The organism is Aquirufa avitistagni, from assembly GCF_042715545.1.
Classification (GTDB): Bacteria; Bacteroidota; Bacteroidia; order Cytophagales; family Spirosomataceae; genus Aquirufa; species Aquirufa avitistagni.
Map to the genome: position 1 here is coordinate 119,230 of NZ_JBBKXZ010000001.1, position 11,965 is coordinate 131,194.

Annotated in this window: 9 protein-coding genes; 8 read left to right on the top strand and 1 reads right to left on the bottom strand. The window is 42.4% G+C overall.

The window, feature by feature from the left end; all coding sequences use genetic code 11:
• Positions 1-144 precede the first annotated feature (144 nt).
• The 5 genes from U0R10_RS00545 to U0R10_RS00565 all read left to right on the top strand — a co-directional run bounded on the left by U0R10_RS00545 (position 145) and on the right by U0R10_RS00565 (position 4,682).
• Positions 145-648 (top strand): RNA polymerase sigma factor, encoded by a 504-nt coding sequence (locus U0R10_RS00545; RefSeq protein WP_377981726.1) that lies wholly within the window; start codon positions 145-147, stop codon positions 646-648.
• A gap of 107 nt (positions 649-755) precedes the next feature.
• A complete protein-coding gene (locus U0R10_RS00550) occupies positions 756-2,222 on the top strand; it encodes a phytoene desaturase family protein (protein WP_377981727.1) in 1,467 nt (488 codons plus the stop codon).
• Between the two features lie 4 nt (positions 2,223-2,226).
• Positions 2,227-3,033 (top strand): phytoene/squalene synthase family protein, encoded by an 807-nt coding sequence (locus U0R10_RS00555; RefSeq protein WP_377981728.1) that lies wholly within the window; start codon positions 2,227-2,229, stop codon positions 3,031-3,033.
• 1 nt (position 3,034) lies between these two features.
• Positions 3,035-3,757: a sulfite exporter TauE/SafE family protein gene (locus tag U0R10_RS00560; RefSeq protein ID WP_377981729.1), complete on the top strand. Its 723-nt coding sequence runs from the start codon at positions 3,035-3,037 to the stop codon at positions 3,755-3,757.
• Positions 3,758-3,764: 7 nt separating this feature from the next.
• The gene (locus U0R10_RS00565; RefSeq protein WP_377981730.1) at positions 3,765-4,682 is read left to right on the top strand and encodes an ion channel; all 918 of its coding nucleotides are present in this window, start codon (positions 3,765-3,767) and stop codon (positions 4,680-4,682) included.
• A gap of 58 nt (positions 4,683-4,740) precedes the next feature.
• Here the strand turns inward: U0R10_RS00565 and U0R10_RS00570 are convergent, their stop codons facing one another.
• Positions 4,741-7,080: a M1 family metallopeptidase gene (locus U0R10_RS00570; protein WP_377981731.1), complete on the bottom strand. Its 2,340-nt coding sequence runs from the start codon at positions 7,078-7,080 to the stop codon at positions 4,741-4,743.
• Positions 7,081-7,252: 172 nt separating this feature from the next.
• Here U0R10_RS00570 and xylA point away from each other — a divergent pair, with 172 nt between their 5' ends.
• The 3 genes from xylA to U0R10_RS00585 are packed head-to-tail and all read left to right on the top strand — an operon-like array spanning position 7,253 to position 11,961.
• A complete protein-coding gene (xylA, locus tag U0R10_RS00575; protein WP_377981732.1) occupies positions 7,253-8,581 on the top strand; it encodes a xylose isomerase in 1,329 nt (442 codons plus the stop codon).
• An 18-nt stretch (positions 8,582-8,599) separates the two neighbouring features.
• Entirely contained in the window at positions 8,600-11,248 is a 2,649-nt protein-coding gene (locus tag U0R10_RS00580; protein ID WP_377981733.1) for a glycosyl hydrolase, read from the top strand.
• The gene (locus U0R10_RS00585) at positions 11,245-11,961 is read left to right on the top strand and encodes a DNA alkylation repair protein (protein WP_377981734.1); all 717 of its coding nucleotides are present in this window, start codon (positions 11,245-11,247) and stop codon (positions 11,959-11,961) included. Before U0R10_RS00580 ends, U0R10_RS00585 begins: the two co-directional genes overlap by 4 nt.
• Positions 11,962-11,965 lie beyond the last annotated feature (4 nt).

Consider the following 11,965-nt stretch of genomic DNA (forward strand, 5'->3'; position numbering starts at 1 on the left):
TAATTGATAACGCCAACGAACTTACAAATAGATGCCAAAAACTTGTCAAAAAAATTTTGTTTAATTTTTTTTGAAAATTCTTAAACAAACATTTGTTTTGTTTAATCTTTTTATAAATTTGTTAAACAAAATCAACAATTCAAGATGACGGCGTTAGAATTTTCTTATCAAGTAGGTAATTTTTCCAAGTTTTTAAAGCCATTTGCTTTACGATTGACACGTGATGGGGATGATGCAAATGATTTGGTACAGGACACTTTAGTTAAAGCATATACGAATCGTGAAAAGTATATGGATGGAACGAACTTGAAAGCATGGTTATTTACGATCATGAAGAACACGTTCATTACACAATATCAACGCATGGTTCGTCGGAACACATTCATCGACACAACCGAGAATTTACACTTCATCAATTCTTCAGAATCTGTTCAAATCAACGCAGCTGAGTCTACGTTTATGCGAGAGGATATCAACTTGGCTTTGAGCCATACGGAGGAGATGTATCGTGTTCCATTTCTTTTATATTTTGAGGGATTCAAATATCATGAAATTGCTGATGAATTAGGTTTGCCGATTGGTACAGTCAAAAACCGAATTCACATTGCAAGAAAGTCTTTAAAGCAGCATTTACAAATGTATGCATAGGTAATTACGTTTTTTTTGGTTAACAGAGGAGGAAGTAAAAAGTCAGATTTTATCTGACTTTTTCTTTGTCAGGATAACGGGAGAGAATTCCTATATTTGTTTCTTATATGAAGAAGATAATAGTTATTGGTGCTGGATTTTCCGGCTTATCTACAGCCACAGCACTGGCGGATCAAGGATATGAGGTAGAGATTTTCGAGAAAAATGATCAGGCAGGTGGACGTGCACGTGTATTTTCTGAAAAGGGATTTGTGTTTGATATGGGTCCCAGCTGGTATTGGATGCCCGATATTTTTGAAGATTACTTTGGTCGCTTTGGGAAAAAGCCTTCTGATTATTACAATTTAGTCCGGTTAGATCCTTCGTATTCCGTGATATTGGCTGATGAGCAAATCATTAATATGCCTGCGAGTTACACGGCGTTAAAATTATTATTTGATTCGATTGAGCCGGGTGCCGGAAATGCGTTAGATCGTTTTTTGGAACAAGCCGCTTATAAGTATAAGGTGGGCATTCAAGAATTTGTTTGGAAGCCATCGACGAAAATCACCGAATTTTTGAGTCTACGTATCTTGATAGACGCCCTTCGAATGGATGTTTTTCAATCGTTTTATAGCCATGTTCGGAAGTATTTCAAATCACCAACGCTCTTGAAATTGATGGAATTTCCCATCTTATTTTTGGGAGCCATTTCGCAAAATACGCCTGCCATGTATAGTTTAATGAACTATGCAGAAATCAAATTGGGTACTTGGTATCCGATGGGCGGCATGCACAACATTGTCAGAGGCATGGTTGCGCTAGCAGAAGAAAAAGGTGTGAAGATTCGGACTAACATGGAGGTTACGGGTTTTGGCATTACCAATGGTCGGGTACAGTCTGTCAAAACGACAACTGGAACTTGGGAGGCGGACGCCGTCGTAGCTAGTGCAGATTATCACCATGTAGAAGAATTGCTGGGAGAAGCCTATCGGAATTATGATGAGGCTTACTGGGATAAACGCGTGATGGCGCCTTCTTCCTTACTATTTTATTTAGGGATAAATAAACGTTTGCCACGCTTAAAACACCATAATTTGTTTTTTGATCGTGATTTCTCCGTGCATTCGCATGAGATTTATACGGAGGCTTCTTGGCCTTCTGATCCGCTTTTTTATGCTTCGGCACCTTCCGTAACAGATCCTTCTGTGGCACCGGAAGGGTGTGAAAATGTCTTTTTATTAATTCCAGTAGCACCTGATTTGGTCGATACGGAGGAGGTTCGCGAAAAGTATTTTACGCAATTGATGGATCGTTTGGAGGCGTATTGCGGTGTATCGATTCGTGATTCAATCGTCTATAAACGCTCCTATGCGCACCGAGATTTCATCGGAGATTATCATGCATTTAAAGGAAATGCCTACGGTTTGGCTAATACATTAATGCAAACGGCCATTTTGAAGCCAAGTTTAAAAAATAAGCATGTGGCAAACTTGTTCTATACGGGCCAATTAACCGTACCAGGACCAGGCGTTCCCCCGTCGCTTATTTCAGGTTTAGTCGTCGCTAAGGAAGTTGACAAATCATTTAACTAGTCAAATGGATTTATATTTAAAGGTTTCACTCGATTCAAGTAAGCTGTTAACACAAGCTTATTCTACCTCATTTTCTTCTGGTATTCGTACGTTAGACAAGCAATATCACGAGGCAATTTATGCAATTTATGGATTTGTGCGGTTGGCCGACGAGATTGTGGATACCTTTCATGATCAAGATAAGCAAGCGCTTTTAGCGCGATTCCGAGCGGATACCTTTCAGGCGATTGAAGAAGAAATTAGCTTGAATCCGATTTTACATTCATTTCAATGGGTGGTGAATACATTTCAAATTGGCCATGATTTGATTGATGCATTTTTGGTTTCCATGGAAATGGATTTAACAGATCGTGTCTACGATGTTGAAACCTATAAAACATATATATACGGATCGGCAGAAGTAGTGGGTTTAATGTGCTTACGAGTTTTCTGTTTGGGGGATTCAGCACAATATGACTTCTTACGAGCGGATGCCTGTGCGTTGGGTTCAGCCTTTCAAAAAATTAATTTTTTACGGGATATCAAGTCAGATTTTGACGAGCGTGGACGGGTGTATTTCCCGGGTGTTAATTTTGAAACGTTTTCCGATACGGAGAAGAAAGAAATTGAAGCGGATATCCAATTGGATTTTGATGCGGGATTGCGTGGCATTGAAAATTTGCCCAAAGCTGCGCGTAAAGGCGTTCTACTCGCATACGAATATTACATTCGTTTATTTGAAAAGATTAAGGCGCTGCCCGCTTCGCGCGTGAAGGAGGAGCGGATTCGTGTACCAGATTGGGAAAAATTATTGATCTATCTACGCGTGTAATATGGATTTTTGGCTAATCCTTGTTTTGCTGGGCACCATGGCATTTTTATATGCGTCCGTTGGACATGGTGGAGCATCTGGCTATCTGGCCGTTTTAGCGCTGTTTAGTGTGTCACCTGTGGTCATGAAGCAATCAGCTCTTTTATTGAACTTAGGTGTATCGTTGATGTCGTTTATGGCATTTTACCAACAAGGATTTTTTAAGTGGCGCTTGTTTTGGCCGTTTGCCTTGGGCTCTATTCCGGCTGCATTTATAGGGGCAAAAATACCCTTGAGTGAGTCGACCTATAAACAAGTATTGGGGGCTTGCTTGTTGATTGCTGTTTTTCGCATGCTGACTTCCTTGCGTGAATCGCAGTCAAAGCCACTTCCATTGTGGGCAGGATTAACTGCTGGATCCTTCATCGGTTTACTTTCAGGTATGATTGGAATTGGGGGAGGGATTATTTTGAGTCCTGTCTTATTGTTATTTCGGTGGGCTAATGTAAAAGAGGCCGCAGCCGTTTCGGCACTATTTATATTTGTTAACTCCCTTTCTGGTTTGGCGGGTTTAAAAACCTGGGTTCCGCTAGATCAATCATCTCTGATCTATTGGTTGCTGGTGTCACTTCTGGGCGGTTTTTTAGGTGCGCGGTGGGGCGCGCGTTTTGCGTCAAATACCAAAGTAAAGTGGGTACTCGCTTTGGTACTCATCATCGCGTCAGGTAAATTGTGGTTTGTTTAAAATCGATATGATAGAAAACGTAAATCAAGATACGGGATTTGGGGAGCGCAGCACCGATATGGGTGGTCGCATGGTGAATAAGGATGGCACCTACAACATTCGCCGGATTGGGATTCATGTGCATCACCGCATGAGTAATTATCAAAATATGCTGACCATGCCTCGGTGGCGGTTTTTGATTGTTATATTTTTGGTCTACCTGTTAATCAATTGCGTGTTTACGGCGTTGTATTGGTTCACGGGCCCTACTGGATTGGAAGGCATTCAGCATCAAGATGATGCGGTAGGCCAACTAAAAGAGTTGTTCTTTTTCTCTACCCAGACATTAACTACGGTGGGGTATGGACGTGTAAATCCGGTAAGTGAAATGGCGAATTGGATTGCGGCGATTGAGTCGCTGGTGGGATTTCTTTCCCTAGCCATCGCCACAGGTCTTTTATATGGGCGTTTTTCGCGTCCGCGTGCATTCATTCGCTTTTCAAATCTGATTGTGCATACGAATTACAAAGGAGGTAAGGCCTTGATGTTCCGATTGGTATGTTTTAAAGACGATCATTTGTTGATGAATGCAGAAATCAAAGTCAATGTGCGTATTGTGACTCCTGAAAATACGTATCGTTTTTATAACCTTCGCTTAGAGCGAAGCCATGTGGATAGCTTAGTGTTAAACTGGACGGTCGTTCATCCCATTGATGAGGATAGCCCTTTTTATGGCTTGTCTCAAAAGGAGATTGTGACGTTGCAACCTGAAATTGCAGCTAATTTGACGGGTTTTGATGAGGTGTACTCATCCATCGTCGTTGCACGCATGTCTTATGCCATTCAGGATTTCAAATTTGGATTCAAGTTCTTACCCATGTATTTCAGTAAGTCTAAGCGGACTGATTTGGACTTATCTAAATTGAACCTGATCGATCAGGAATAAAAAAATCTCGAATAGGAGCCTATTCGAGATTTTTTTATCAGTTTCCTGGAGTAAATTATTAGTTTTTCGAACCAGTCACAGCCCCTGCTTTTTTAGCGTTTTGAGCTTCCTGCATTGGATTTTGTCCTCCACCATAGCTACGTGGTTGCGCCTTGAATAGTTGTACGCGGGTTGGTTGTACAGGTTCGCGTGGATACGAATTATCATCTGTATCGATGTCCGCAATTTCAAAGTATGGGTCTAGCGCCCATTTAACGACTTTTTTCGATGTAGGAATAATTTTCTTCGCCTCTACGTCATTCAAGCGCCACACCTCGGCAGGGAAACGAAGTACTTCGTCGGTACCATCTTCGTAGGTCAACTTAACAATTACGGGCATCGGTAAACCGCCTTTGTTTTTGAAGTTCACTACGTAGAAGTTTTTACCTTCTGAAACTAATTTGCGCTCTTCATCTGATAAGCCACCCAAGTAATCTTGGTACTTTTTCTTCTCTGCGTCTGATGTCGCAAAGCGGTCATAGGTATTGTAGAAATCTGTTAAATCAGGATTCTCTTCTACAACGGTCGATTTGATATCTGTTTTGTTACGAATATTCGAAATCGTTTGGCGTTTTGCCTCAGCTTTTGCTTTTTCCGTTGCCTTTTTAGCTACCGGATCCATATTGTCTACGCCAAACCACTCAACCGTTTCAATGGATTGATTCACCGGCTCTGTTCCGTAGAACCATCCGCGCCAAAACCAATCTAAATCTACGCCCGATGCATCTTCCAACGTACGGAAGAAATCAGCTGGATAAGGTTGCTTAAAGGCCCAACGGCGTGCATATTCTTTGAATGCATAATCAAATAGCTCACGACCCATGACAGTCTCACGCAAGATATTCAAAGCCGTTGCTGGTTTTGCATACGCATTGTTTCCGAAGTCCATAATGTTCTCTGAATTTGCCATGATAGGCACTTGATTCTTCGAATCCAAGCGCATGTAAGGCACAATGTTTTGTGGTTCTCCACGGCGCGCTGGGAAATTACGATCCCATTCTTGCTCAGCTAAATATTGACAAAAAGTGTTTAAACCTTCATCCATCCAGGACCACTGACGCTCATCCGAATTGATAATCATAGGGAAAAAGTTGTGACCCACTTCGTGAATGATGACACCAATCATCCCATTTTTCACATTCTCCGTATAGGTACCATCCGCCTCTGGCCGACCGCCATTAAAGGATATCATTGGATATTCCATACCGCCACCTAAAGTCGCATGACATGAAATCGCTACCGGATATGGATAAGCAATCGTTCTTTTTGAATAAGAGCGTAGTGTATGTGCTACGACCATTGTTGAATATTTTCCCCAAAGTGGGTTTGCTTCTTTTGAATAGTAGGACATCGCCCATACTTTTTTGCCTTCTACATCAACCTGCAAGGCATCCCAAATAAATTTACGGGATGCTGTGAACGCAAAATCACGTACATTATCTGCTTTAAATACCCAAGTTTTTTTGCCCGTTGGCTTACCTTTCTCCGCCGCCTCTGCTTCAGCTTGCGTCACGATTTCCACCGGACGTGTGGCTGTTTTTGCTTGCTCCCAACGCTTTAATTGGGTCGAGGTCATGACTTGATTTGGGTTAACTAATTCTCCGCCAGCGCCAACAACCAAGTCGTTTGGTGCCGTGATGGCTACTTTATAGTTACCAAAGTTTAAGGTAAACTCACCTTGGCCCATGAATTGTTTGTGTTGCCAGCCATACACATCATTGTAAACGGCCATACGTGGGAACCAGTGTGCGATAAAATAATTTGCATTACCATCTTTGGCAAAAAACTCATAGCCAGAACGGCCATAGTATTCCGTAATCAAATAATTCCAGTCGATGTTAAAACTCACGGATCCGCCCGATTTTACGGGAGTAGGTAAATCAATGCGCATCATCGTTTGATTAATGGTATGGCGCAATGGATTCCCTTTCGCATCTTTCACGGCGGTGATTTTATATCCGAAATCCTTAGGGTTTGTCAAATCTTTGAAAGCAGAGGCAGGAATGCCATTTTTGATTTCACCTGTCGCAGTTGTTTTACTTGCCGAATTTTTCTCAAATAAATTTTGGTCTAATTGAATCCACAAATATGGCAATTCATCTGGTGAATAATTGAAATAGGTAATCGTTTCAGTACCTGTAATTTTCCGATTGATATCGTCCAATTCCACCTTGATATCGTAGTCGGCACGTTGCTGCCAATAATCTTTCCCCGGTGATCCACTTGCTGTGCGATATGAATTTGGCGTAGGAAGGGTCGATTCCAATTGTTCGAAACGACCGTTGGCATTAAATGCCGTTTGCGCGAATGTTGGCCATGCGATGATTAGCAACAAACCAACCTTAATAAGTTTATACATAATGAAGTAGTGTTTTGCCAAAAATAAAAAAAACTATTTATAATCATACCATTATATACTTGCTAACTGTGCTATACTATGCTAAAAAATTAACGAAAGCGTTTGGATTAAACGCTAGAATTTGTAGTTTTGGACCTTATCAAGCAAAAAAATACCATATTTTTCAAATCTTATGAGCGTATTAATTGGACAAAAAGAATATTTCAAAGGAATTGGTCAAATCAAATTTGAAGGTCCTGAATCAGATAATCCCTTAGCATTTCGCTATTACGATGAAAATCGAATGATTGCCGGTAAATCCATGAAGGAGCACTTGCGCTTCGCCATAGCTTATTGGCATTCTTTCTGCGGCGATGGTGCAGATCCATTTGGTCCAGGAACACATCATTATCCTTGGGATGTTGCGTCTGATGCGCGTCAGCGTGCTGCCGACAAAGCAGATGCTGCGTTTGAATTTATTACTAAAATAGGTGCGCCATTTTACTGCTTTCATGATGTGGATGCAATCGAAGGGCATAATGATCCGAAGGAATTCACGGATCGAATGAAATTCATCACGGATATTTTCGAGAAAAAACAAGCAGAAAGTGGAGTGAAGTTATTGTGGGGAACGGCCAACTTGTTTTCGAATGAACGCTATATGAATGGTGCGTCTACGAATCCGAATTTTGAGGTAGTTGCTCATGCAGGTGCCCAACTAAAAGGAGCGATCGACGCGACGATCAAATTAGGTGGCGGCGGATATGTGTTCTGGGGAGGTCGCGAAGGGTATATGACCTTATTGAACACGGATATGAAGCGTGAGCGGGAACATTTTGCACGTATGTTACACACTTGTGTGGAATATGCACGACGCAATGGTTTCAAAGGAAAGTTCTTTATCGAGCCAAAACCATGTGAGCCAACTAAACACCAATATGACTATGATGCAGCAACCGTAATCGGTTTCTTACGCGAGTTTGACTTGTTGTCGGAATTTGGATTAAACTTAGAAGTGAATCACGCGACTTTAGCGGGTCACACGTTTGCACATGAGTGCCAAGTTGCATCTGATGCGGGGATGTTGGCCTCGATCGATGCAAATCGCGGTGATAATCAAAATGGATGGGATACGGATCAGTTCCCAACCGATATTTACGAATGGGCTGAAGCCATGTCAATCATCTTAAAGCAAGGTGGATTAGCGGGTGGAGGTATCAATTTCGATGCCAAGCGTCGCCGTAATTCAACAGATGCTGCAGATTTATTCTATGCGCACATTGGTGGTATGGATACGATTGCTCGCTCGTTGATAATTGCCGACAAATTAGCTTCCCATGGTGAAATGGATCGCTTGAAAGCCGCGCGCTATGCAAGTTTCAATTCGGGTAAAGGTGCTGATTTTGAGGCTGGTAAGCTTAAATTAGAAGATTTGTATCAAATTGCTGTTGAGATTGGCGAGCCTGCTATGATCTCTGGAAAGCAAGAATATTTGGAGAATTTGTTAGGTCGTTTTGTCTAAAAAAACGACATTCGGGGTATGATCAAATTCAGATACCTATTATTTTTTATACTAGTAGCAAAAGCAGTTGGAGCGCAAACTCCTGCTGCTTTTTCTACTTCTAAGCCTTGGGCGTATTGGTGGTGGCCTGGAAGTGCGGTCACAGAGGTTGGGATTACCCATAATCTCGAAGCTTTTGCCAAAGCAGGTTTTGGCGGCTTGCACATCATTCCCATCTATGGAGCCAAAGGCTATGAGTCAACGTTTCAGCCGTATCTGAGTGAGGGCTGGAATCAGAAGTTTGCCTTTGTGCTAAAGGAAGCCAAGCGTTTGCACTTGGGTATCGACATGACGCTAGGAACTGGTTGGCCTTTAGGCGGCCCACAAGTTCGAAAACAAGACGCCGCCAAATCGTATAAAATTGAAACTATTTCCATCGCGCCAGGTAAATCTTGGACGGTTCCTAAAGAAGCCAAAGCTGCTTCAGTTTATGTGAACAAGGTATTTGTGGAGGATTTGGTGTCTTTAAAGAAATCAAGTTTTCCAGCGGGGGCGGAGGGAGCGATTGTTTATGTGTTTATGGAGACTTTAACGAACCAACAAGTCAAGCGGGCAGCTCCGGGAGCGGAGGGTTTGGTGATGGATCATTTTAGTAAGTCGGCATTTGCCCAATACCGTGAAGCGTTTGTCCCCTTATTAAAGAAGTCGCATGCGCCTTTAAGAGCATTGTATAACGATTCCTATGAGGTGTATGGAGCAAATTACACTCCTGATTTATTTGCGGAATTTCAGCGCATGAATGGCTATGATTTGCGCGTCTATCTGGATGTGATGGCCAAATCAAAAGCAGAATCTGATGCTGAGAATGCGATTTGGGCAGATTATCATCGCACGTTAGCTCATTTGTTGTTGACCGAGTTTACGCAACCTTTTGCCTCATGGATTAAGCAAATGGGATTTGTGAGTCGAGATCAGGCACATGGTTCTCCCGGAAACCTATTGGATTTATATGCTGCTGTTGATATACCTGAAACGGAGTTTTTTGGCAGTAAACCGTTCGATATCCCAGGATATCGGGTAGATCCGGACTATGACTCGGTTCGATTTGGCATTCCGGATGTGCGAAACTTGAAATTAGCTTCATCGGCAGCTAACTTGACGGGTAAGAAATTGGTCTCTTCCGAGACAACAACTTGGCTAGGAAATCACTTTAAAGTTTCATTGGCTCAGGTAAAGCCAGTCGTCGATCAAGTTTTTATCGGTGGGGTGAATCACATTTTTTACCATGGGGCAACTTATTCGCCCCCTGAGGTCGCTTGGCCAGGTTGGCTGTTTTATGCAAGCACCAACTTCAATCCGCAAAGTCATTTTTGGGAAGCTTTGCCTGAGTTAAATCGGTATGTAGATAATTGCCAAAAAATGTTGCAGGCGCATCCCACTGATGCGGATGTGCTAATGTTTTTTCCGATGGAGGATATTTGGCATGAGCGAAATGGAAAAGGGAAAACGCATCCGTTAGATTTACATGCCAATAGTCGGGACTGGATGAAAAATACTTCTTTTGGACACTGGTCGGAGCACATGCAAAACAAGGGTTACCAAGTTGATTATGTATCTGATTTGCTCATGAAAGGCTTGCAGCCTACTCCAAAGCGTACCTTTAGAACGGCTGCTGGTGCCGAATATAAGATGTTGTTGATTCCTGCCCCACATTTTGTTTCGCTGGAAACGATGGAATTATGGGCCAAATGGGTGAAGCAAGGCTTGCCGGTTTACTTTTTGGAACACATGCCGCTTCAGCCAAATTCGTTTGGCCTGACGGATGAACAAAAGGACCGCTGGCACATCGCTCGGGAAACCATGGTGATGCGTTGGGTTTCAGATCCAACGAATATTTTAGAGCGGTATCGAATTAGTCGCGAGTCGATTGCCGACCAAGGGATTTCATTTATTCGAAAGCGTTCGCCACAGGGAGCTGCGTATTTCATTTCGAATTTGTCTAATCGTTTTTCGGAAGGGCCGGTTCGTCTCGCGAAAGGAGCGGCAGATTTGGAATTATACGATCCGATGACTGGTGTCAAATCTGTGGTTCATGTGAATAAGGATAAATCGTTTTTCTTGAATTTGGCACCTGGCCAAAGCATGTTGATTCGTGGAGTCACGACGATGTCAAAAGTTCAGGTGGTCGGAGATAAGGTGATTAGTCCGATTGAGCCATTGGGTAAAGTCTCCATTAGTTTTCCGGATAAGCAGTTAAAATCCTTGGTTTCAGATGACTTGAATTATTGGACCCGCGATTCATCGACGCACGATTATTGGGGGAAAGGAACCTATGCATTTGATTTTGAATTGAATGCGGAACAATTGCCACAAGCGAAAATTTTGCATTTAGATCAGGTAAGGGATTGGGTACGCGTGAAGATTAATGGTGTTGATTTGGGAATTGTTTGGTCACTTCCGTATCAGATTCAAGTTCCGGCAGGTGTTTTAAAGACGTCAAATCATATCGAATTAACAGTCACGAATGTATCTGCAAATCGCATCCGAAAGCTGGATCGGGATCGTGTAAATTGGAAGAATTTTTATGAGATCAATTTTGTCGACATTCAATACAAGCCTTTCGATGCATCCAGTTGGGATGTGACCGAAAGTGGTTTACAGGGTAATTTGTATTTTTCAAATCGATGAGTTTTGTCAAAGAGTTAACGGCTGCATTTTACGCGTTGGATTATCCAGAAAATGCCTTTTGGATGCGTGGATACATGCGGGATCAATACCCATTTATTGGAATTAAAAAACCTGAACGAGCGACTGTATTCAAGGCAATTTATCAAGCACATGGCCAATGTGGAGATTGGTTTGAGGTTTGTTCGGAATTATTTGCCATGCCTGAAAGGGAGTTTCAATATGCCGCGATGGATTATTTAATGAAGGCGCAGAAATGCTGGGACAAACGCCTCCCTGAATTGATTGATCGCTTTGTTGATGCCCAATCGTGGTGGGACGTAGTTGATGTGTTAGGGCCAAAAGTGTTGGGGGCTTATTTTTTACGTTTTCCTACGGAGCGGGATGCTTGGATTGCTCGTTGGATGGCTTCGCCGGTTTTTTGGCACCAACGACTCTGTATCTTGTTTCAGTTGGGCTATAAATCAAAAACTGATTTGGTACTTTTATCACAGGTGATTCTAGCCTTGAATTCGTCTAAAGAGTTTTTTATTCAAAAAGCGATCGGGTGGATTTTGCGGCAATATGCGCGGACGAATGCCGACTGGGTGTGCGAATTTGTAGCAGAAAATGAGTTGATGCCTTTGTCGAAACGCGAGGCTCTAAAGCATATTTCCCACCTACCTTTGGCAAACCTTGGAGGATTGCCAAAGGTAAGGGGAACTGAGGATTTTTGAACCT

Coding starts and splice junctions, on each gene's coding strand:
- U0R10_RS00545 (WP_377981726.1), top strand. CDS start 145: ATGACGGCGTTAGAATTTTCTTATCAAGTAGGTAATTTTTCCAAGTTT.
- U0R10_RS00570 (WP_377981731.1), bottom strand. CDS start 7,080: ATGTATAAACTTATTAAGGTTGGTTTGTTGCTAATCATCGCATGGCCA.
- U0R10_RS00585 (WP_377981734.1), top strand. CDS start 11,245: ATGAGTTTTGTCAAAGAGTTAACGGCTGCATTTTACGCGTTGGATTAT.
- U0R10_RS00560 (WP_377981729.1), top strand. CDS start 3,035: ATGGATTTTTGGCTAATCCTTGTTTTGCTGGGCACCATGGCATTTTTA.
- U0R10_RS00580 (WP_377981733.1), top strand. CDS start 8,600: ATGATCAAATTCAGATACCTATTATTTTTTATACTAGTAGCAAAAGCA.
- U0R10_RS00555 (WP_377981728.1), top strand. CDS start 2,227: ATGGATTTATATTTAAAGGTTTCACTCGATTCAAGTAAGCTGTTAACA.
- U0R10_RS00550 (WP_377981727.1), top strand. CDS start 756: ATGAAGAAGATAATAGTTATTGGTGCTGGATTTTCCGGCTTATCTACA.
- U0R10_RS00565 (WP_377981730.1), top strand. CDS start 3,765: ATGATAGAAAACGTAAATCAAGATACGGGATTTGGGGAGCGCAGCACC.
- xylA (WP_377981732.1), top strand. CDS start 7,253: ATGAGCGTATTAATTGGACAAAAAGAATATTTCAAAGGAATTGGTCAA.